At 66.7% G+C, this 20,836-nt stretch carries 14 protein-coding genes; 7 read left to right on the top strand and 7 right to left on the bottom strand.

From position 1 onward, the window contains the following. Positions 1 to 87 precede the first annotated feature (87 nt). Positions 88 to 930, top strand: a complete 843-nt coding sequence (locus tag G486_RS22405; protein WP_051303540.1) for a ChaN family lipoprotein — start codon at positions 88 to 90, stop codon at positions 928 to 930. On the opposite strand, the gene G486_RS22400 is transcribed toward G486_RS22405, so the two are convergent. Next, on the bottom strand, positions 882 to 3,581 hold the full coding sequence (locus tag G486_RS22400; protein WP_051303538.1) for a sensor domain-containing protein: 2,700 nt from the start codon (positions 3,579 to 3,581) through the stop codon (positions 882 to 884). The two genes, G486_RS22405 and G486_RS22400, sit on opposite strands and share 49 nt — an antisense overlap. A 52-nt stretch (positions 3,582 to 3,633) precedes the next feature. On the opposite strand from G486_RS22400, the gene purU reads away from it, so the two are divergent. The 3 genes from purU to G486_RS0114585 all read left to right on the top strand — a co-directional run bounded on the left by purU (position 3,634) and on the right by G486_RS0114585 (position 6,991). After that, complete coding sequence (purU, locus tag G486_RS0114595; RefSeq protein ID WP_027016214.1) at positions 3,634 to 4,482, top strand: formyltetrahydrofolate deformylase; 849 nt, start codon at positions 3,634 to 3,636, stop codon at positions 4,480 to 4,482. Positions 4,483 to 4,499: 17 nt separating this feature from the next. Then, positions 4,500 to 5,393 (top strand): LysR substrate-binding domain-containing protein, encoded by an 894-nt coding sequence (locus tag G486_RS0114590; protein WP_027016213.1) that lies wholly within the window; start codon positions 4,500 to 4,502, stop codon positions 5,391 to 5,393. Between the two features lie 68 nt (positions 5,394 to 5,461). Continuing rightward, complete coding sequence (locus tag G486_RS0114585; RefSeq protein ID WP_027016212.1) at positions 5,462 to 6,991, top strand: FAD-linked oxidase C-terminal domain-containing protein; 1,530 nt, start codon at positions 5,462 to 5,464, stop codon at positions 6,989 to 6,991. Positions 6,992 to 7,209: 218 nt separating this feature from the next. Here the strand turns inward: G486_RS0114585 and G486_RS0114580 are convergent, their stop codons facing one another. Together G486_RS0114580 and G486_RS0114575 are read right to left on the bottom strand one after the other, a co-directional pair. Next, positions 7,210 to 9,321 (bottom strand): TonB-dependent copper receptor, encoded by a 2,112-nt coding sequence (locus G486_RS0114580; protein WP_027016211.1) that lies wholly within the window; start codon positions 9,319 to 9,321, stop codon positions 7,210 to 7,212. A 149-nt stretch (positions 9,322 to 9,470) separates the two neighbouring features. After that, a complete protein-coding gene (locus tag G486_RS0114575; RefSeq protein WP_245587333.1) occupies positions 9,471 to 9,893 on the bottom strand; it encodes a hypothetical protein in 423 nt (140 codons plus the stop codon). 414 nt (positions 9,894 to 10,307) lie between these two features. On the opposite strand from G486_RS0114575, the gene G486_RS0114565 reads away from it, so the two are divergent. Then, positions 10,308 to 11,924, top strand: a complete 1,617-nt coding sequence (locus G486_RS0114565) for a methyl-accepting chemotaxis protein (RefSeq protein WP_027016209.1) — start codon at positions 10,308 to 10,310, stop codon at positions 11,922 to 11,924. Positions 11,925 to 11,958: 34 nt separating this feature from the next. Here G486_RS0114565 and G486_RS0114560 read toward each other — a convergent pair whose 3' ends face one another. The 4 genes from G486_RS0114560 to G486_RS0114540 form a co-directional block, all read right to left on the bottom strand. After that, complete coding sequence (locus G486_RS0114560) at positions 11,959 to 12,312, bottom strand: DUF4148 domain-containing protein (RefSeq protein ID WP_051303536.1); 354 nt, start codon at positions 12,310 to 12,312, stop codon at positions 11,959 to 11,961. Positions 12,313 to 12,657: 345 nt separating this feature from the next. Next, positions 12,658 to 15,831: a CusA/CzcA family heavy metal efflux RND transporter gene (locus G486_RS0114550; RefSeq protein ID WP_027016206.1), complete on the bottom strand. Its 3,174-nt coding sequence runs from the start codon at positions 15,829 to 15,831 to the stop codon at positions 12,658 to 12,660. An 11-nt stretch (positions 15,832 to 15,842) separates the two neighbouring features. Beyond that, positions 15,843 to 17,171, bottom strand: coding sequence for an efflux RND transporter periplasmic adaptor subunit (locus tag G486_RS0114545; RefSeq protein ID WP_027016205.1), 1,329 nt, complete (start codon positions 17,169 to 17,171; stop codon positions 15,843 to 15,845). Between the two features lie 43 nt (positions 17,172 to 17,214). Further along, positions 17,215 to 18,540, bottom strand: a complete 1,326-nt coding sequence (locus tag G486_RS0114540) for a TolC family protein (protein WP_084455299.1) — start codon at positions 18,538 to 18,540, stop codon at positions 17,215 to 17,217. Between the two features lie 182 nt (positions 18,541 to 18,722). Here G486_RS0114540 and G486_RS0114535 point away from each other — a divergent pair, with 182 nt between their 5' ends. Next, positions 18,723 to 19,409 (top strand): heavy metal response regulator transcription factor, encoded by a 687-nt coding sequence (locus tag G486_RS0114535; RefSeq protein ID WP_027016203.1) that lies wholly within the window; start codon positions 18,723 to 18,725, stop codon positions 19,407 to 19,409. A 5-nt stretch (positions 19,410 to 19,414) separates the two neighbouring features. Further along, positions 19,415 to 20,782, top strand: a complete 1,368-nt coding sequence (locus G486_RS0114530; protein WP_027016202.1) for a heavy metal sensor histidine kinase — start codon at positions 19,415 to 19,417, stop codon at positions 20,780 to 20,782. Positions 20,783 to 20,836 lie beyond the last annotated feature (54 nt).

Raw genomic sequence — 20,836 nt, 5'->3', positions numbered from 1 at the left:
TCGAAAGCGGTGAATGATAGCGGCTGGGAAGCAGGCAAGCACCCTGCCGGAGCCGGGCGTCAAGGTGGTCACGGCTAACATCGGGCCATGCCACGCCACCTTCTTCCTCTTGCCCTTGCTCTGACTCTTGCGGCCTGCGCCAGCCGGACCGCTACGCCACAGGACTGGCCTGCCCAGTTGCAGCAATGGTCGGCCGTTCCCTTGTTGATGCTAGGCGAGCAGCACGATGCCGCAGCCCATCAAGACTGGCAGCAGGCCACGGTGAAGCAGCTCGCAGATCAGCAGCGGCTGGCCGCCTTGGTGATCGAGATGGCGCCCAGCACCGGTTCGACGGCCACGCTGGCACGCGATGCCGGCGAAGCCGAAGTACAGCAGGCCTTGCACTGGCAGGACGCGGCCTGGCCCTGGCAGCGTTACCGCGAGGTGGTGATGAGCGCCGTGCGCGCCGGCGTGCCCGTGCTCGGTGGCAATCTGCCGCGTGCCCAGATGGCCGCAGCCATGGCCGACACGTCGTACGACACGCATCTGGATGCTGCGGGCTGGCAGCGGCAGATGGATGCCATTCGCAGCGGCCACTGCGATCTGCTGCCTCAGAGCCAGTGGGCTCCCATGGCCCGCATACAGCTTGCGCGCGATGCGAGCATGGCCCGGGCAGCAGAGTCGGCCATCCGGCACGGACGCACCGTGGTGCTGGTCGCAGGCCGTGGCCATGTGCTGCAGGACATAGGCATTGCCAGCTGGCTCACCAAGGGTGTGGATTTCCGGATTGCAATTGCCCATCCCGGGCCGCGCCCGCGCGATGCCGGGGCCGACGCGCACTGGTGGGAAAGCACCGAAGCCCTGCCCGAGCAGGATCACTGCGCCGCCCTACGCCAGCGCTTTCAGCCCAAGGCTTCATCCACTGCAGATTCGGCCCGCCAGAGGCCTTGAGTCTGCTCCACCCAGCGCACGAACTGCGAGGCAGCCAACGGGCGCTGGCACAGATAGCCCTGGAAGAAGTCACAGCCCTTCTGGCGCAGGAATTCGAGCTGGTCGGTCGTTTCCACGCCCTCGGCCAGCACTTTCAGGCCCATGGCATGGCCCAGGGCAATGACCGAGCTGCTGATCGTCATGTCATCGTTGCTGCGCGGAATGTCACGGATGAAGCCCTGGTCGATCTTGAGCAGATCCAGCGGAAAGCGCTTGAGGTGGGCCAGCGAAGAGTAGCCTGTGCCGAAGTCGTCGATCGCCAGACGCAGCCCCAGTGCGCGCAACCTCTGCATCACGGTCATGGCCTCTTCGGGCCGCTGGGCCAACATGCTTTCGGTGATCTCCAGCTCCAGCTTCGAGGCGGGAAAGCCCGTATCGGCCAGGACCTCGGCCACGGCACCAGCGAGGTCGGTGAGCAGAAACTGGTGCAGGGAGACATTCACCGCCAGCGTCATCTCGGGCAGGCCCTGCTCGCGCCAGCGCTGGCCCTGGGCACAGGCTTCGCGCAGCACCCACAGGCCCAGCGGACCGATGAGGCCCGAGCTCTCGGCCACGGGTATGAAGCGCGCAGGGGAGATGAAGCCCTCCACAGGGTCGAACCAGCGCAGCAGCACTTCCGCGCCCACGAGCCCGCCGCTGCCCATGTCGATCTGCGGCTGAAAGTGCAGGCTCAGGCGCCCGGCCTCCATGGCCTCGCGCAGCCTGGCCTCCATGGCCAGCCGCTGGCGTGCGGCCTGGGTCATGTTCTCCTGGAAGAAGCTCCAGGCGCGGCCGTTGCGTGACTTGGCGTCATGCGCTGCCGCATGTGCGCCCTGCAATAAATCCTGGGCATTGTCGGCATGCGCAGGGTACAGACAGATGCCCGTGCTGCCGCCGGTGACCACGGACAGGCCGTCGGGCGAGTGCCAGGGCCTGGCCGCCGCCTCGATCAGGCGCTCTGCGCGCGCAATTGCATCGTCGCTGCCGCCCAGACTCCTGGCGATCACGGCCAGCTCATCGCCGGCCATGCGGCCGATGAAGTCGCCTTCGTTGAGGCTCGCCTGCAGCTCGCCCGCCACATGCTTGAGCACCTGGTCTCCTATTGCATGGCCATAGCTGTCGTTCACGTCCTTGAAGCGGTTCATGTTGAGCAGCAAAACGGCCAGCATGCCGCCCTGCTCGCGCGCCTGCGCGACGCTCTGATCGAGCTGCTCCAGAAAGCTCGCGCGGTTGGGCAGGCCCGTGAGCGCATCCTTGTGCGCAAGGAATTCGAGTTGCGCCTCGCGCTGTTTTTCCTCGGAGATATCGGTGAACATGCACACGTAATGCGTGACCTGGCCGCTCTCATCCTTGACAGCGCTCAGCGACATGCGCTCGGGAAAGACCTCGCCGCACTTGCGCCGGTTCCAGATCTCGCCCTGCCAATGGCCTCTTGCATGCATGCTGGCCCACATGGCATCGTAGAACGCCTTGTCATGCCGGCCTGACTTGAACATGCGCGGCGTCTGCCCCAGCATCTCCTGCTCGGTATAGCCGAGAAGCCGTGTGAATGCGTTGTTCACCGAGATGATGCGGCTTCGCGCATCGGTGACCACCACGCCTTCTATGGTGTTGTCCACCACGGTACTGGCCAGGCGCTGGCGCTCCTCGGCATTGCGGCTGGCCGTCTGATCGGACAGCAGGCCCGACAGACGCTGCAGTCGCCCCTTGGCATCCAGGTGGCGCTGGCCACGCGCCTTGAACCAGCGGTACAGCCCGTCGTCACACAGCAGCCTGGCCTCAAGCTCCAGCGGGCCTCCGAGGCTCAGCACTTTTCTCAAGGCCCTGCGCACCCAGACCCGGTCGTCGGGGTGCAGGCGCTGGCGCAGGCGAAAGTCGCGCGCCAGATCCTCTCCGCCATAACGCAGCAGGGCCGGCAGGCCTGCCGAGAACACATAGCGGTGCGCTCTCGCATCCCACTCCCAGACGCCGCTGCCGCTGTCCTCCAGCGCCAGATGCAGGCTGTTCTGGCTGCGTTCCAGCGCCGCGCGTGCAGCCAGAATCTCGCTGAGGTCCTGCAGCACGCAGACCAGGGAAGCCCGGCCTTCATGGCTGGCGATCAGGCTCACGGTGCACAGAACCGGGATGGAACGCCCGGTCTGCAGATTCAGGCAGCGGCGCTGGACCTGGAAGAACTCCACATCCCCGGCGGCCAGCGCCTTGGCCTGGCGCATGGCCTCCTGGGGATCATCGGCAGGCACCAGGGTGCGAAAGTCCGCCCCTACCAGCTCCTCGGGACAACTGCCCAGCCACCGGGCGAGGCGCGCATTCGCCCAGACCACGCGGCCTCCGTCCAAGGCCACACGCGTCAATCCCGCAGGAGCATGACGGGCAATCAAGGTCAGCTCTCTCGTGGCCTCCAGGCGCACGCGCTCTGCACGGCGTATACGCGTGAGCTGCCAGTAGCCGGCCATCACCGTGGCCGCCAGCAGGACCAGAGATGAGAACAAGGCCCAGCGCGAGGCTTGTGATTTGGACAGGTGCGACTGAGCGAGCAACCACTCCTGCAATACAAACCATAGCAGCCCGATCAGGCCGTACGAGGCCATGACAACCCACGGAGGGACTCTGGGCCGCTCATCTTGTTCTTGCATCTCGATTCCTCAGTCCCCAAGCCAGCGCCCTTGCTGCGACAATTGCGCGGCTATGACCCAAGCCTACATTCTTACCCTTTCGTGCCCCGACCGACTCGGCCTGGTGCATGCAGTTTCGGGTTTTCTACTCGAACAAGGCGGCAACATCGAAGAGGCCGCGCAGTATAACGACCAAGCCACGGGCCTGTTTTTCATGCGCGTGCAATTTGCCTGCAGCGGAACTGATCCAGGTCAATTACGCAGCGCGCTGGCCGAGCTCGCGGACCGCTACCAGATGCAGTGGAAGCTGCATCCCAAGAATCAGGCCATGAAAACCGTGATCATGGTCAGCAAGGAAGGCCACTGCCTCAACGACCTGCTGTTTCGCTGCAAGAGCGGCCTGCTGCCCATAGAGATCTCGGCCATCATCAGCAACCACCGCGAGTTCTACCAGCTTGCGGCCAGCTACAACATCCCCTTTCACCACATCCCCGTGACGGCCTCGACCAAGGCCCAGGCCGAAGCCCGGCAGTTCGAGATCATCGAGGCCGAGGGCGCCGAGCTCGTGGTGCTGGCGCGCTACATGCAGGTGCTGTCCAACGACCTGTGCACCAAGCTTGCGGGCCGGGCCATCAACATACATCACAGCTTTCTGCCCAGCTTCAAGGGCGCCAAGCCCTACTACCAGGCCCATGACCGCGGCGTGAAGCTGATCGGCGCCACGGCCCACTATGTGACCGCCGACCTGGACGAAGGCCCGATCATCGAGCAGGACGTGGCGCGTGCCGACCACACCGACACCGTGGAAAACCTCACGGCACGCGGCCGCGACACCGAAAGCCAGGTGCTTGCACGCGCTGTCAAATGGCATAGCGAACACCGCGTCATCTTGAACGGCCACAAGACCGTGGTATTTCGCTGAGCCTGACGCTCCCAGCCATGGACAGCCTGGAGCTTGCGCTGCCCCTCACGCGGCGCATCCCGCCCATACAGTGCCTGCTGACCTTCGAGGCCCTGGCGCGGCTGCGCAGCGTGACGCAGACGGCCGACGAGCTGTGCGTCACGCCCAGCGCCGTCAGCCACCGCGTCAAGCAGCTCGAGCAGATCCTGGGCACGCGGCTGTTCGGCCGCACGGATTTTTCGCTGACCGCCGAGGGCAGCACCTACCTGGCCCATGTGCGCGAAGGGCTCTCGGCCCTGCAGCGCTTTCCCGGCGCCGATGCCATGCCCGGGCGCAAGCGCCTGAAGATTGCCGTCACACCGACTTTTGCACGCGTGATCCTGATCCCCAGGCTGCGCCAGTTCACCGAGACCTATCCCGAGATCGATCTGGCGCTGCAGGTCTCGGTGCCTTCGCTGGACATCGTCGGTGAGGATGCCGACCTCATGGTGCGCTTCGGCGCAGGCCACTATGCGGACGTGGACCATGTGGAGCTCGCACGCGACAGCATCACCCCCCTGGCCTCACCGGGCTTCATCCGCGAGCACGGGCCTTTCGAGCGCCCCGAGGACCTTGCAGGCCAGCCCTTGCTGCGCGGCCCGCTCGAACCCTGGCGCACCTGGCTGGGCGCGGCCGGCCTGGACTGGCCCGAGCCGCATGAGGGCTCGCAGTTCAACGACATCGGCCTGATCTGCGATGCGGCTGCGGCCGGCATGGGAATCGCCCTGATCCGGCACAAGCTCGGCGCCCCCTGGCTGGAGAGCGGCGCCCTGGTGCGCCTGTTCGACCTCGATGCCCACAGCCCGCATGCCCACTACCTGTGCTGGAAGACCGGCACCATGGAGCGCTGGGAATGCGCGGCGTTTGCGGAGTGGCTCAAAAAAGCCATGTGATTTTTCCCGCAGCGCAGCAATCGACAGGCGGCACACAGGACGGCCCGCATGGCCTAAAGTCGGCTTCCATGAACTTGAGTCCATCCCATGCCCAGGCCGCTGCCGACGCTGCCCACTCCCCACCAGCAGCAGGCGAGCGCGCGCGGCGCCAGGCCCAGGTGGTGGCGGCGCTGGACGCGCATTTGCCGGCCCATGCCCTGTTGTGGCAGGCCGAGGACACCACGCCTTTTGAATGCGACGGGCTCACGGCCTACCGCCAGCGCCCTTTGGTGGTCTGCCTGCCCGAGACTTACGAGCAGGTCCAGGCCGTGCTCAGGACCTGCCATGCGCTGCAAGTGCCCGTGGTCGCGCGCGGCGCGGGCACGGGCCTGTCGGGCGGGGCCATGCCGCATGCCATGGGCGTGACGCTGTCCCTGGCCAGGTTCAACCGGATTCTGGCCATCAACCCCCAGGCACGCACGGCCACGGTGCAATGCGGGGTGCGCAACCTGGCGATCAGCGAAGCCGCCGCGCCCCATGGCCTGTATTACGCGCCCGACCCCAGCAGCCAGATTGCCTGCACGATAGGCGGCAACGTGGCCGAGAACTCGGGCGGCGTGCACTGCCTCAAATACGGGCTGACCCTGCACAACGTGCTCAGGCTCAAGGGGTTCAGCGCCGAGGGCCAGGCCCTGGAATTCGGCTCCGAGGCGCTGGACACGCCGGGCTTCGATCTGCTGGCCCTGATGATAGGCAGCGAAGGCATGCTGGCCGTGGTCACCGAGGTCACGGTCAGGCTCATCCCCAAGCCTCAGCTTGCGCGCTGCATCATGGCCAGCTTTGACGATGTGCGCCGCGCAGGCGATGCCGTGGCCGCCGTGATCGCAGCCGGCATCATCCCCGCCGGCCTGGAGATGATGGACAAGCCCATGACGGCCGCCGTGGAGGACTTCGTCAAGGCCGGCTACGACCTCAGCGCCGAAGCCATCTTGCTGTGCGAGAGCGATGGCACGCCCGAGGAGGTCGAGGAAGAAATCGCCCATATGAGCGCCGTGCTGCGCAAGGCCGGCGCCACGGCGATTGCCGTGAGCGGCAGCGAGCAAGAGCGCATGCGTTTCTGGAGCGGGCGCAAGAACGCGTTTCCGGCCAGCGGCCGCATCAGCCCCGACTACATGTGCATGGACTCGACCATTCCGCGCAAGCGCCTGGCCGACATCCTGCTCGCGATTCAGCAGATGGAGAAGAAATACCGGCTGCGCTGCGCCAACGTCTTCCATGCGGGAGACGGCAATCTGCACCCGCTGATTCTGTTCGACGCCAACGACCCCGACGAGCTGCACCGCTGCGAGCTGTTCGGCGCCGACATCCTCGAAACCAGCGTGGCCATGGGCGGCACGATCACGGGCGAGCATGGCGTGGGTGTGGAAAAGCTCAACTCCATGTGCACCCAGTTCAGCGTCGAGGAGAACCGGCAGATGTTCGCACTCAAGGCTGCATTCGACGAACACGCCCTGCTCAATCCCGGCAAGCTGATCCCCACGCTCAACCGCTGCGCCGAGTACGGCAGGATGCTGGTGCGTGACGGGCGGATCAGCCACCCGGATCTGCCTAGATTTTGAAGCGCCCGCCGAGGCGCACAGGCCTGGGATGGCCCTTGCTCTCGGCTCCTGGCGTCGAGCCGCGCCGGCTTGATGCGCCGCGCTCCATATTGGGGATTCCCTGGTCTTCAAAAAAAGAAGCAGCCAGCGCTTGATGCGCCTTGGTTTCAGATGTTTTTCAGCTGAAACCGAGCGCAGACAAGCGCCAGCCACTATCTTTTTAGAGCGTGTTCACGTTCTTAGTATTTGATGTCGGCGCGCAGCCACAGCGTGCGCCCGGGCTCGTTGATGCGCTGGCCGGCCGGGAAGCCAAAGCCGGCATTGCCGGCCAGGTTCAGATGCTCGGCATAGGTCTTGTCGAACAGGTTGTCCACGCCGGCTGCCAGCTTGAAGCGCTGGTTCACGCGGTAGCTGGCGTGCACCGACAGCAGGCCGAAGCCGGCGCTCGCGCCCAGGTCGCGCCCGACCACATTGCCCTGGCCTGCGGCATGGCGCTTCTGGCTCGCGACCATGCGCCACAGACCGCCTGCGGCCCAGGGGCCGCTCTCATACTCCAGGCCCAGCCGGGCTTCCAGCGGCGGCATCTGGGGCAGGGCGCGGCCGTCGCTGGTATTGCGGCCCCAGCCATAGGCCAGCGTGGCCTGGGTCGTCCAGGCCGGGCTCAGCCGGTAATGGCCGCCCAGCTCCAGGCCTGCGGTGCGTGCATTGACGTTGCGCACCCTGGAGCCGCCCTGGTAGTCGAACAGGATGTAGTCGCGAATCCAGCCCGCATAGGCCGAGGTCCAGAGCTGCCAGTCCTGGCTCTTCCAGTTCAGGCCCAGGTCGATCTGGGTGGTCTTCTCGGGCTGCAGCCAGGCAAAGGCATTGCCCTTGTCGGCCGCGCTATTGCCCGGAGAGATCAGCTCCCAGTAATCGGGAAAGCGCTGCACATGGCCCAGGCCCGCATAGGCCGAGGCGCCGGGCTGGGCCAATTGCTGCTCCCAGCGCACAAAGCCGCTGGGCAAGGCCTTGCGCGAGCGCTGGTTGTCGGCCTCGGCCACCATGGGCCCCATGCCGGCGCCATGCATGCCTCCCATGCCGCCGCCCATTGCAGGCTCGGGGTAGCGCCAGGCCCGGGGCTGGTCCAGACGCAGGCCGCCGACCCAGCGCGTGCGCTCTGCGGTCTGCCAGCTCAGCTCGCCAAACAGCCCCAGGTTGGAGGACTTGGCATCGCGCTGCCAGGGCTTGTCCAGATAGGACTGGCCCATGGGCGAACCCATGCGCTTTTCGTGCGGGCTGTACAAGGCATCCAGGCCGGCCACGAGCTGCGCCTGCGCAGCCAGGTTCATGGTCGCCGCCAGACGCGCGCCCGAGGTATTGCGCCACACATTGCTGGCCATGGGCATGTTCATGCCGCCGCCGGGCTTGAATTCGCGCAGGCTGTAGTTGTCCATGACATGGTCCACGCGGTTGGAATAGATCTGGGCCTCGATCTTCGCCAGCCAGGGCGAGAGATTTTTGCGCTCCAGGCGCAGGCCCCAGCTGTCGCGGCGGAACTTGGCGCCATCCATGCCCCGCCCGCCATAGCGGGCCCAGCCATCGCCGGCGCCAGCCGTGAGCTCGATCAGCGTATCCGCATCGGGCGTGAGGCCCAGGGCCAGGTCGGTATTCCACTTGTCCCAGCCAGAAGGCACGCTGCGGCCCGCGCCATCCCTGTAATCCTGGCCATGGGAGTGATTCGCCGAAAGGCGCAGGTAATAGCCGGCATTGCCGACCTGCAGGTTCGCGCTCTGGTCGTTGCGCCCCGCGCTGCCGCCCAGCAGGCTGGCGTCGAAGTGCAGGCCGGATTCGGAAAAATCGGGCCGCTCATGGCTGAAGCGCACCACACCCGCCGAGGCACCCGGCCCCCAGATCACGGTCTGCGGGCCCTTGACCACGGTGAGCTCGTCAAAGCTCTGCGGCGAGATGTAGGAGCTCGGCGAATCCATACGCGAAGGACAGGCGCCCAGCAGCAGGCTGCCATCGGTGAGCAAGGGCAGGCGCGAGCCGAACTGGCCGCGAAACACCGGGTCGCTGTTCGAGCCCCCGCTGCGTATCGCCGAAAAGCCGGGAATGCTTTTCAGATAGTCGGCCGCATCGCTGGCGGGCACGGGCTGGCGCGGCTGGCGCGGATCGGCCACGACCTGGGCCGGCGAGCTGTCATGCACGGCCGTGACCACGGTCTCGCGCAGCACGGTCTCGTCCTCGGCGGCCAGGGCAGGGCCTGCCAGCAAGCAGGCACAGGCCAGGGCGCAGGGAGTGAATCCGGGGGCGGAAGTCGAAAAGCCGGGCACGGCGGACTGTGCTGCCAGGCTGGGGAATTGTTTTTTCATGATGCATATCCACGGCCGAACGCCGGCACGCGCCCCTGGGCGAGTCGCCGGATCCGGTCCAAAAGAAAAGGCGCGCAAGAGCTGCAGGCCCTGCGCAGGGCTCCATGCAGAGGGCCAGCCGGCTGCGGCAAGCCCAAGGCAAGAACGTATCAGCCGTGAATAGCAGGCGGCCCGCGCGCAGGCAAAGGCGCCTGGGCCTGCCAGGCCAGCAAGGGCTGGCCCGGCCCCATGCGGGGCGCATGCGTATCCGGCGCCGGTGGCCGGTAGATGCTCAGGCCGATGGCCGAAGGCGTGGCCAGGGCCAGGCACAGCAGACAGTCGGGATCGTGGTGGCCCCCATGGCCGCTGGCGGGCCCGTCCTCCAGGCTCCCGGCCGCAATCGTCTCCGGCCAGCCGGCATCCGTTCCGGTGCTGCACACGTCATGGGGCAGTTGCATCTGGGGCAGAACCACGCGCACCTGCACACCGGCCAGCAGGGCCACAAGCCAGAGCGACGCAAACAGCATGAGCACCACGGTGCCCAGATGTTTTTGATGTCGAATTCGCTCCAGCATGGGTTGGGGATTATGCATAGCTCGCGCATGGCACATGCGTGCGACCGCTGTGCCCCAGAAGGACGGCTTTCACCTTGAGGCGACAAGAATAAAAAAGATAGCTGCCAGCACTCTATACATATGATTTTCAATATGAAAAACACTTGAAATCGAATATAGGCAAGCGCTAGCAGCTCACCTTTGAAGAGCATGCAAGACACGCAGCCAGGGCCATAGCATCTCAAAACCCATGCCCTCAAAGCCCTCCTCTTCCGAGCAGGGTTGGGTGGCGGCAGCGGTCGAGGCAACGCCAACAGCGGTCAGCCGCACACGCTGCAAAAGCCGCGCCTGGACTCGGAAAAACGGTTTTTTCCGCAGATTGGAACAGCCCGCCGAAGTCAGCATGGGCCGGTATGCGCCTGCATCAGGGCTGCACGTTTTTGGGAGTCATTCATGCAATTGAGGATCAAGCTTCCCCTGGTTTTCACGGCAGCGCTGCTGCTCTTGCTGACCGCCGCCCTGTTCGGCATCTGGAAGCTCCAGGCCGTGGCCCAGAACTACGAGCAGGTGCTGGACCGGAACATGGCCCTGGAGCGCAGGATTGGCGACACGCTCAACGCCTTCAAGACCCAGGCCCAGGAGTGGAAGAACGTGCTGCTGCGCGGCCATGATGCGCAGCAGCGCACGCGCTACTGGCAGGCTTTCGAGGCCCAGGAGGCCGCCGTGCACCGGCAGGCGACGGAGCTGGCCGCCCACCTGCCCGCAGGCGAGGCCCGGCAGAGCATGCAGGCCTTTGCCAAGGCCCACCAGGAGATGGGCCAGGCCTATCGCAAGGGCTTTGCGGCCTTCGAGGAATCGGGCTTCGACCCCACGACGGGCGACGCCGCCGTGCAGGGCATAGACCGCTCCTCGGTGCAGTTGCTCGATGCCTCGGCCGACATGGTCAAGCAGCTCAGCGAGCAGATGAGCGAGGCCGCCCAGCAGCAGGCGCAGCGCGCCCAGTGGCTGAGCCTGATCTCCATGCTGCTGGTGTTTGCCACGGGGCTGGCCGTGGCCATCGTCTTCAGCCGCTCCATTGCGCGCTCCCTGCAGCAGGCTGTCGATGTGGCGCAGGCCGTTGCCTCGGGCGACCTCACACGCGCCACACCGCATGCGGGGCGCGACGAGATGGGCCAGCTGTTCAATGCGCTGCATGCCATGCAGCAGTCGCTGGACGAGGTCGTGCGCCGCGTGCGCGGCAATGCCGAGGCCGTGGCCCATACCAGCGCCGAGATTGCCCAGGGCAATGGCGACCTCTCGCGCCGCACGGAATCCCAGGCCAGCGCCCTGGAGCAGACTGCGGCCTCGATGGAGCAGCTCGCCTCCACCGTCTCCATGAACTCGCAGAACGCCCAGCTGGCCAGCCGCGCCGCAGATGAAGCCCAGGGCATTGCCCAGCAAAGCGGCCAGGCCATGCAGGACATCGTGCAGACCATGCAGGGCATCAGCTCGGCCAGCCAGCAGATCGCCGACATCATCGGCGTCATCGACAGCATTGCGTTTCAGACCAACATCCTCGCGCTCAACGCGGCCGTGGAAGCCGCGCGCGCTGGCGAGCAGGGCCGGGGCTTTGCCGTGGTCGCCACCGAGGTGCGCGGCCTGGCCCAGCGCACGGCCGAATCGGCCAAGCAGATCAAGACCCTGATCTCCAACAGCGTGGAGCGCGTGGGCCAGGGCAGCCAGCTCATCAACCAGGCCGGGCATACGGCGCGGCAGATGGTCGAGTCCATCCTGCATGTCTCCACCCTGGTCAAGGACATCAGCACGGCCAGCATCGAGCAGAACGACGGCGTGCAGCAGGTCAGCCAGGCCGTGATGCAGATGGACCAGGCCGTGCAGCAGAACGCGGCCCTGGTCGAACAAAGCGCCGCTGCGGCCGAAGCGTTGAGCAACCAGTCCCAGGGTCTGGTGCAGACCGTGGCCGTCTTCCAGCTGCAGCCCGTGGCCGGGGACGCACGCGCCCAGCGCCTGCCGGCCATGAAAAAAGCACCTGGGCCAGGTGCTTTGCTGCTGGAGGAAATGGCGGTCTAGAGCGCGCTCGCGCGCTCAGAGCGTGTTCACGCTCTCAGCCTCGCATGGCGCTGAGCCGGGCCTCGCGCTGCTCCATGGTTTCCGAGCGCAGCGCATCGATGACCTGCTGGCGCGTGAGCGTGGACGGCTGGCTGGGCGCAGCCGCAGGATAGTTGCTCTCGAAGCGCGACAGGCCGCCATTGCGCATGGCCTCCACGGTCTCGGCCCTGACCTGTGCGCGCGTCTTGCTGCTCTGGAAGTGCTCGGGATAGACCTTGACGCCCGCCTCGTTGTTCGCGGGGTGCCAGTAGGTATCGGCGGCTGCAACCCCTGGCAGCGCCAGGCCTGCGGAGGCGGCAATGGCGGCGGCCATCAGGGTCACGGAGTTGGGGTGAATGCGTGCTTTCATATCTGCGTCCTTTCAAGACAGGAGGGGATTGGCCTCTTCCCGCCACCGGCCTGCAAGACCGGCGAGAAGATGGGTTCACTTTAGAAAGCCGTCCCCCACAGCAGGCCCACACCCGGGTGACATTGCCGTCATGAAGACAGGCTGCAGCGCCGGCCTGCAGATCGGCATCAAAAAAGCCACGGCACGGGCCGTGGCTGAAGCCGTCAAAGGCCGGGCTGTCCTGGGCAGAAGGTTCGCGGCATCACCCAGGGGCCGAGATCGCCGCCAGAGCCGCAGCTATGGCGAGCATGGGCAATGCAGCCTGGCAAAGATCTCCGGGCGCCTGCTCCAACGAGCCTCCAAGCCCTAGACCTGTACCTGGCTCTGGCTCTGGCCTGCGCTGCCTGGCGACTGCAGGGACTGGCTCTTGCGATGCACCAGGCGGTAGAGCAAGGGCAGGACCAGCAGGGTCAGCAAGGTGGAGGACAGAATGCCGCCGATCACCACCGTGGCCAGAGGGCGCTGCACTTCGGCGCCCGTGCCCGTGGCAATGGCCATGGGCACAAAGCCCAGCGATGCGACCAGGGCCGTCATCAGCACGGGGCGCAGCCGCGTGAGCGCACCTTCGGTCACGGCCCGCTCCAGGCCCTGCCCCTGCTCGCGCAGCGAGCGTATATGCGCAATCATGACCAGGCCGTTGAGCACGGCCACCCCGGACAGCGCGATGAAGCCCACGGCAGCAGAAATGGACAGCGGAATGTCGCGCAGCCACAGCGCCAGAATGCCGCCCGTGAGCGCGAACGGTATGCCCGTGAAGACGATGAGCCCGTCGCGCACATTGCCGAACATCGCGAACAGCAGCACGAACACCAGCAGCAAGGCCACGGGCACCACGACCTGCAGGCGCTGGCGTGCGGACTCCAGGTTCTCGAAGGTGCCGCCCCAGCGCGTCCAGTAGCCAGCAGGCAGGGCCAGGGATTCCAGGCTCTGCGCGGCCTGGGCCACGAAGCTGCCGATGTCGCGGCCGCGCACATTGGCGCTGACCACGATGCGGCGCTTGCCGTCCTCGCGGCTGATCTGGTTGGGGCCCGGCGCTATCTCGAAGCTGGCCAGGGCCGACAGCGGCACAAAGCCCAGACGCCCGTCGCTGCCGCGCGGCAAGGCTATGGGCAGCCGGCCCAGAGCCTGCATGTCGTTGCGCAGCTCCTCGGGCAGACGCACCTGGATGTCGAAGCGCTTGTCGCCCTCGAACACCGTGCCCGCCTCGCGGCCGCCCAGCGCCGTGCTCACCGCGTCCTGCACATCGCCCATGTTCAGACCGTAGCGCGAAGCCGTCTCGCGGCTGATGTTCACGGTCAGCATGGGCAGGCCGGTGGTCTGCTCGACCTTGACCTCGGAGGCGCCGGGAATCTGCTGCAGCATGCCTGCGAGCTTTTGCGCGCTTTTTTCGAGCACCTCCATGTCGTCACCGAAGATCTTCACAGCCACATCGCTGCGCACGCCCGAGATCAGCTCGTTGAAGCGCAGCTGTATCGGCTGGGAGAACTCGTAGTTGTTGCCGGGAATCGCCTCCACGCTTTCCTGCACCGCAGCCAGCAGGTCATCGCGCGAGCGCTTCGGGTCAGGCCATTGATCGCGCGGCTTGAGCATGATGTAGCCGTCCGAGATATTCGGCGGCATGGGGTCGGAGGCAATTTCGGCCGTGCCCGTGCGAGCGAACACGCGCTCGATCTCGGAGAACTCGTCCTTGAGCTTTTTCTCCATCTGCATCTGCATTTCCAGCGACTGCGTGAGGCTGGTGCCGGGAATGCGCAGCGCCTGTATGGCGAAGTCGCCCTCGTTGAGATTGGGCGCGAACTCGCTGCCCATGCGCGTGGCCAGCAGCAGCGAGAGCACCACGGCCACACCCGCAGCCGTGAGCACCACGGCCGGCATGTGCATGACACGCAGCAGCACCGGCTCGTAGATGCGGCGCGCCCAGCCCATGATGCGGTTTTCCTTCTCGGCCACCTTGTCGCCCATGAACAGCGCAATCGCGGCCGGGATGAAGGTCAGCGACAGCAGCATGGCGCCGGCCAGGGCCAGGACCACGGTAAAGGCCATGGGGTGGAACATCTTGCCCTCCACGCCCGTGAGCGCAAAGATGGGCAGATAGACCACCATGATGATGAGCTGGCCGAACAGCAGCGGCCGGCGCGCCTCCTGGGCTGCGGCAAAGACCTCGTGCAGGCGCTCGCTGCGCGTGAGCGGCCGTCCCCGCCCCTGCTGGGCATGGGCCAGGCGGCGCACGCAGTTCTCCACGATGACCACGGCACCGTCGATGATGATGCCGAAGTCCAGCGCGCCCAGGCTCATGAGGTTGGCGCTGACCTTGTAATGCACCATGCCCGTGAAGGTGAACAGCATGGACAGCGGGATGATGAGCGCCGTGATCAGCGCCGCGCGCAGATTGCCCAGGAACAGGAACAGGATCACCACGACCAGGGTTGCGCCCTCGATGAGGTTCTTCTTCACCGTGGCAATCGCCTTGTCCACGAGATTGGTTCTGTCGTAGACCGTGACGGCCTTCACGCCCTGGGGCAGGTTGCGGTTGATCTCGCGCATGCGTGCATCCACGGCCTGGGAGACCGTGCGGCTGTTCTCGCCGATGAGCATGAAGACCGTGCCCAGCACGACCTCGCGGCCGTTGTCCGTGGCCGCGCCTGTGCGCAGTTCGCGCCCCAGGCCGACCTCGGCCAGGTCGCGTATGCGTATGGGCTGGCCCTGGGCCGAACCCACGATGACTTCGCGGATGTCGGCAATGCCGCCCACCTGGCCCGGCGCGCGTATCAGGTACTGCTCGCCCTGGCGCTCGATATAGCCTGCGCCCACGTTGGCGTTGTTGCGCGCCAGCGCGTTCACGATGTCGGCCAGCGCGAAGCCGTAGGCCGCGAGCTTTTCGGGGCTGGGCGCAACCAGGTATTCCTTGGCGTAGCCGCCGATGGAGTTGATCTCCGTGACGCCGGCCACATTGCGCAGCTGGGGCTTGATCACCCAGTCCTGGATCTCGCGCAGATCCATGGGCGTATAGGGCGAGCCATCGGGCTTTGTCGCGCCCTCGTCGGCCTCCACGGTCCACAGATAGATCTCGCCCAACCCCGTGGAAATCGGGCCCAGCGTGGGCGTGATGCCCGCAGGCAGGCTGTCGCGCGCCTGCTGGATGCGCTCGCCCACGAGCTGGCGCGCAAAGTAGATGTCGGTGCCGTCCTCGAACACCACGGTGACCTGGGACAAGCCGTAGCGCGACAGCGAACGCGTCTGCTCCAGGCGGGGCAGGCCGGCCATCACGGTCTCTATGGGATAGGTGATGCGCTGCTCGGTCTCCAGCGGCGAATAGCCATTGGCCTGGGTGTTGATCTGCACCTGCACATTCGTGATGTCGGGCACGGCATCGATGGGCAGGCGCTGGTAGTTGTAGATGCCGAGCCCGGCCAGCGCCAGCGTGGCCAGCAGCACCAGCCAGCGCTGCTCTACGGCGAATCGAATGATGCGTTCGAACATGAGCTCTCCGATCAGTGCGTGTGCTCGGCCGAGGCCTTGCCCAGTTCGGCCTTGAGCACGAAGCTGCCCTTGGCCACATAGGATTGGCCGCTGTCCAGGCCTTCAAGAATTTCGGTGTGGATGCCGTCCGTGCGGCCCGGGCGCACGCTCTGGGCGCGAAAGCCCTGCCCGACCGGCACGAAGACCACGGCCTGCTGCCCCTCCAGCCTTTGCACGGCCTCGCTGGCCACGGCCAGAGGCACTTGCTGCGAAGAGGCCGTGAGCTCCACGTTCACGAACAGGCCCGGGCGCCACAGGCCCTGGGGATTGGCCAGGGTGATGCGCGCCGGCGCCGTGCGCGTCTCCTGACCTATGAGTGCGCCCACATAGGCAATCTCGCCCTGGGCCGAGGAATCGAAGGCCGTGGCGCGCACGGTGGCCTTTTCGCCCACGCGCACCGCAGGCAGGTCGGATGCAGCCACGCGCATCTCGGCCCAGACCGTGCTCAGGTCGGAGATCGTGAACACCTGGGTGGCTTCCTGCACCGATTCGCCCACGGCCAGATGCTTTTCCACGACCACGCCATCGAACGGCGCACGCAGCTCGAAGCGGTTGAGCCCGCCGCCAGCGCCGGCACCCGCCCCCGTGGCCGCAAGCTTTTGCCGCGCGTTGGAGACCGCGATCTCGGCCTCGCCCATGGCCTGGCGGGCCTGCAGATAGTCCTGCTCGGCCGAGACCTTTTCTTCCCACAGCTGCTTTTCGCGCGCAAAGGTGGTGCGCGCCAGCTCCAGGCGCTTTTGCGCTGCCAGCAGCTCGCTGCGCTGCTCGGACACGGCCACGCTGCTGAGCACGGCCAGCAACTGGCCTTTTTTCACGCTCTGCCCGAGGTTGGCGGACACGCTCTCGGCCACGCCGACCACACGCGGAACCACATGGGCCGTGCGGTCTTCGTTGAAACGGATCTCGCCGGGCAACTGAAGCATGCTGTTCACCGTGGCCGCCTGCGCCTGGGCCAGCTCCACTCCGGCCGAGCGCGCACGCTCGGCGCTCAAGCGCACCAGGCCCTCGTCATCGTCGTCATGCGCGCCTGCGCTGGCGGCCTGGCCGGGCTTTTCATCACCATGGTGCTCGCCATCCGCATGGCCGTCCGCATGCGCATGGGTGCCGGCAGCCGCGCTGCCGTGGTGCTCCTCGTCCGCATGGCCTGCGGCATGCGTGTGAGCTGGGCTTTCCTGGGCACGGGCATCGGGGCCGCCACTGCGCAGAATCAAGATGGCAGCCACGGCACCCAGGGCCAGAATGGCGGCGACGGCCAGGCGGGTGCGGCGCACGGGCGACGAAGAAGAGTTGTTGCTTTGCATGGTCAAAGGCGGTGAATGAGCGAAGAGATGCGCCGAGGCCGGATTAATCGGCCAGGGAGCCCAGAAGACGATGGATATCGGCGGCCGCGCGGTGCGTGGCCTGCAGCTGGTCCAGATACTGGCCGCGCGCGGCCGACAGGGTGCGCTGCGCGTCCAGCACCTCCAGGTAGCTGAACTTGCCCAGCGCAAAGCCCTTGGTCGCCAGGCCATAGGCCATCTCGGCCGAAGGCAGGACCTCGCTCTTGAGCTGCACGGCCTGCTCGCGGCTGGTCTGCAATTGCTCGCGCGCCTCGAAGAGCCGGGTCTGTAGTTGCATGCGCGCGGTCTGCAGGTCCTGCTCGGCCTTGTCGGCCAGGCGCAGCGCCTGGATCTGGTTGCCACGGTTGCTGTCCAGAATGGGCAGGGGAACGGAGATGCCGAACACCAGCTGGTTCTGGCCCTGGCCGTTGTCGCGCGCACGTTTGACCCCCAGGCTCAGCGTGGGGTCGGGCAGGCGCCTGGCGCGCTCCAGGTCGGCTGCCGCACGGCTTTGCTCCAGGCTCTCGCGCGCCTGCAAGACCGCAGGTGCCTCCTGCATGCGCTGCTGCAGATCCGCAAGCGCAGGCACGGCCGGCAAGGCATCGACGGCACCATCTGCCGCGCCGAAAGCCGGGTTCACCTCGCCCCACAGCAGCTGGATTCTCTGGCGCGCCATGCGTTGCTCCGAGCGGGCCTGGGCCAGCTCCAGCTGGGCACCGGACTCGGCCACGCGCGCCTTGGTTTCCTCCAGCGGCGCCACCTTGCCCGCAGCCACGCGCTTGGCCGCGGCCTCGCGTGCGCTGCGCGCAATATCCAGCGTCTGTCCGGCAAGCTGCACGCGCTCCTGAGCCACCAGCAGCCCGAAGAAGGCCGAAATCACATCGGCCCGCAGCCCGGCCTGCACCTCCGCCAGCTCGGCCCGCGCCCGGGCCAGACCGCGCTCGGCCATGCGCATGCGGGCCTCGCGCTTGCCGCCTGTTTCAATCGTCTGGCTCCACTGCAGTGTGGATGAGCGCGCATCGCGCCGCGTGTCCTCCTGGGAGTAGGCAAGCTCGGGATTGGGCCTGGCCCCGCTTTGCAGCAGCGCGCCCTCGCTCGCGGCCAGCGCCTGGCGCGCGGCGCCGAGGCCGGGGTTGCTCTCCATGGCCAGGGCCATGGCGCGCTCCAGCGTCAGAGGCGGCGCTTCATGCGCCAGCTCAGCGACGCGCGCATCCTGCGGCCCTGCCAAGGCCTCGGCCAGCACCGGCCCAGTCCAGACTGCAAGTGCCAGGCCAATCGCACAGAAATGCCTGGCACTGACACCAGACGCGGGCACCCGCGCTACGGATAAAAACAACGGGCAAGAACCCATGACATCACTCCCGGTCTGTGCTGCCGCCCGCACCCACGGTTCAGCGCTTGAGAAAAGCCTGGCTGCACAGCCCTTGGCCCCTGGACTGCCCGACTCTAGAAACCTCGCCTCGACCGCTTGTTGACGCCAAGATGACAAATTTGTCATCTGCTTTCTGCGCTCTCTTGGCCGAAAATGGCCGCATGAAACTGCTGGTCGTTGAAGACGAGATCAAGCTGGCCGACTATTTGCGCAAGGGCCTGACCGAGGAAGGTTTTGTGGTCGATGTCGCGCATGACGGCATCGATGGACTGCACCTGGCTTGCGAGCTCAACTACGACCTCATCGTGCTCGACGGCATGCTGCCCGGCATCGACGGCCTGGCCGTGCTCGCGGCGCTACGCCAGTCCAGGCAGACGCCGGTGCTCATGCTCACGGCGCGCGGCCAGGTCGAGGACCGGGTCAAGGGCCTGCTGGGCGGCGCCGACGACTACCTGGTCAAGCCGTTTGCGTTCTCCGAGCTCGTGGCCCGCATCCATGTGCTGCTGCGCCGGGGCGGCCCGGCCCAGCCCGCACCCGAAGCCACCACCTTGCGCATGGCCGATCTGGAGCTGGATCTGATACGCCGCCGCGCCACGCGCTCAGGCCAGCGCCTGGACCTCACGGCCAAGGAGTTCAACCTGCTGAGCCTGCTGCTGCGTCGCCAGGGGGAGGTGCTTTCGCGCACCGAGCTCGCCTCCCAGGTCTGGGACATGAATTTCGACAGCGAGACCAATGTGGTCGAGGTCGCCGTGCGGCGCCTGCGCCTCAAGCTCGACCAGCCTTTCGCCCAGCCCTTGCTGCACACCGTGCGCGGCATGGGCTATGTGCTGGAATCGCGCCCAGCGTGAGCCGCATGGAACCGCGCCCTACGCCCGTACGCCACCTGGGCCGGCGCCTGTCGCGCTGGCTGGCCTTGCAGACCATGCTGGGCCTGGGCCTGGTGTGTGCCGTGGTCTATCTGGTGCTGTCGCTGACGCTCGATCAGCGCCAGCAGGAAACACTCAACCACAAGCAGCAGACCGTCGAGCATTTGCTGGCCGAGGGCAATGCAATCCACGAGGCCTCGGCCCTGGTCCATCTGCTCGACGATTTCCTGACCGGCCATGACGAGTTGTCGCTGCGCATTCTCGATGCCCGGGGCCAGTTGCTCTACGAGCGCCTGCAGCCGCGCTTTCAGAGAGCGCGCGCACTCAGGCGCGAGTTTCCCGTGCTGCTGCCCGGCAGCCCGCAAACCGCCAGGGCCGAGCTGCTGCTGGACCGCAGCGCCGATGACGAGCTGCTCACCCACCTGGCCTGGACCCTGGGCCTGGCCGCCGTCATCGGCTCGCTGCTGGTCTCGGTGGCCGGCATCTGGCTGGTGCGCCTGGGACTCGCGCCGCTGCATTCGCTGGTCGAGCAAACGCGTGCGCTCTCGGCCCGCGATCTGCAGCGCCGGCTGGACGACAGCGGCCAGCCCCAGGAGCTGCGCCCGCTGATCGCCCAGTTCAACGATCTGCTCGAACGCCTGGCCGTGGCCTACAAGCAGATGGAGTCCTTCAACGCCGACGTGGCCCACGAGCTCAACACCCCGCTGACCACCTTGATCAGCAGTTGCGAGCTGGCCTTGCGCAAGCCGCGCAGCGCGGTCGAGCTGCGCGAGATCCTGTCCTCCAACCTCGAAGACCTGCAGCGCATGGCAGCGATCGTGGCCGACATGCTGTTCCTGTCCCATGCGGACCAGGGCCGCAGCGCGCGCCTGGCGCTGCAGCCCAGCCTGGCCGAGCTGGTGCGCGAGGTGCTCGACTACCACGAGGCCGCCTTGCAGGAGGCCGGCGTACTGGCCACCATCCAGGGCGATGCCTCGGCTCAGGTCGATGCCCGGCTGCTGCGCCGCGCGCTCTCCAACCTGCTGGGCAATGCCACGCGCTATGCGCGGCCGGGCTCGACCATCGTGGTGAGCATGGAGCTCATGCCGGCCTGCGCGGGCCACGGCTCACTGGTGCGACTCACGGTGGCCAACCAGGGCCCGCCCATAGACCCCAGCCACCTGCCACGGCTGTTCGACCGCTTCTACCGCGCCGATGCCGCACGCAGCCAGGCCGACCGCAACCACGGCCTGGGCCTGGCCATCGTGGCCGCGATTGCACGCATGCATGGCGGCCACTGCCTTGCAGACTCCGATGGCGGCACGACACGCATCGGCCTTGAGCTGCCCGTGGCACCGCAGGCCGGCAAGGCCTAAGAACGTGTTTACGATCTCTACGCTGCCGCGTTGGAGCGCAATCGGGATGAGTTC

This window comes from Comamonas composti DSM 21721 (assembly GCF_000429845.1).
In the GTDB taxonomy this organism is placed as follows: Bacteria; Pseudomonadota; Gammaproteobacteria; order Burkholderiales; family Burkholderiaceae_C; genus Comamonas; species Comamonas composti.
The sequence above is the reverse complement of the archived record's forward strand: the minus strand, read 5'-3'. Positions and strand labels throughout refer to the sequence as shown.

Bases quoted from the DNA above. Each gene is read 5' to 3' on its own strand.
- G486_RS22405 (WP_051303540.1), top strand. From the start codon at position 88: ATGCCACGCCACCTTCTTCCTCTTGCCCTTGCTCTGACTCTTGCGGCC.
- G486_RS22400 (WP_051303538.1), bottom strand. From the start codon at position 3,581: ATGCAAGAACAAGATGAGCGGCCCAGAGTCCCTCCGTGGGTTGTCATG.
- purU (WP_027016214.1), top strand. From the start codon at position 3,634: ATGACCCAAGCCTACATTCTTACCCTTTCGTGCCCCGACCGACTCGGC.
- G486_RS0114590 (WP_027016213.1), top strand. From the start codon at position 4,500: ATGGACAGCCTGGAGCTTGCGCTGCCCCTCACGCGGCGCATCCCGCCC.
- G486_RS0114585 (WP_027016212.1), top strand. From the start codon at position 5,462: ATGAACTTGAGTCCATCCCATGCCCAGGCCGCTGCCGACGCTGCCCAC.
- G486_RS0114580 (WP_027016211.1), bottom strand. From the start codon at position 9,321: ATGAAAAAACAATTCCCCAGCCTGGCAGCACAGTCCGCCGTGCCCGGC.
- G486_RS0114575 (WP_245587333.1), bottom strand. From the start codon at position 9,893: ATGCATAATCCCCAACCCATGCTGGAGCGAATTCGACATCAAAAACAT.
- G486_RS0114565 (WP_027016209.1), top strand. From the start codon at position 10,308: ATGCAATTGAGGATCAAGCTTCCCCTGGTTTTCACGGCAGCGCTGCTG.
- G486_RS0114560 (WP_051303536.1), bottom strand. From the start codon at position 12,312: ATGAAAGCACGCATTCACCCCAACTCCGTGACCCTGATGGCCGCCGCC.
- G486_RS0114550 (WP_027016206.1), bottom strand. From the start codon at position 15,831: ATGTTCGAACGCATCATTCGATTCGCCGTAGAGCAGCGCTGGCTGGTG.
- G486_RS0114545 (WP_027016205.1), bottom strand. From the start codon at position 17,171: ATGCAAAGCAACAACTCTTCTTCGTCGCCCGTGCGCCGCACCCGCCTG.
- G486_RS0114540 (WP_084455299.1), bottom strand. From the start codon at position 18,540: ATGGGTTCTTGCCCGTTGTTTTTATCCGTAGCGCGGGTGCCCGCGTCT.
- G486_RS0114535 (WP_027016203.1), top strand. From the start codon at position 18,723: ATGAAACTGCTGGTCGTTGAAGACGAGATCAAGCTGGCCGACTATTTG.
- G486_RS0114530 (WP_027016202.1), top strand. From the start codon at position 19,415: ATGGAACCGCGCCCTACGCCCGTACGCCACCTGGGCCGGCGCCTGTCG.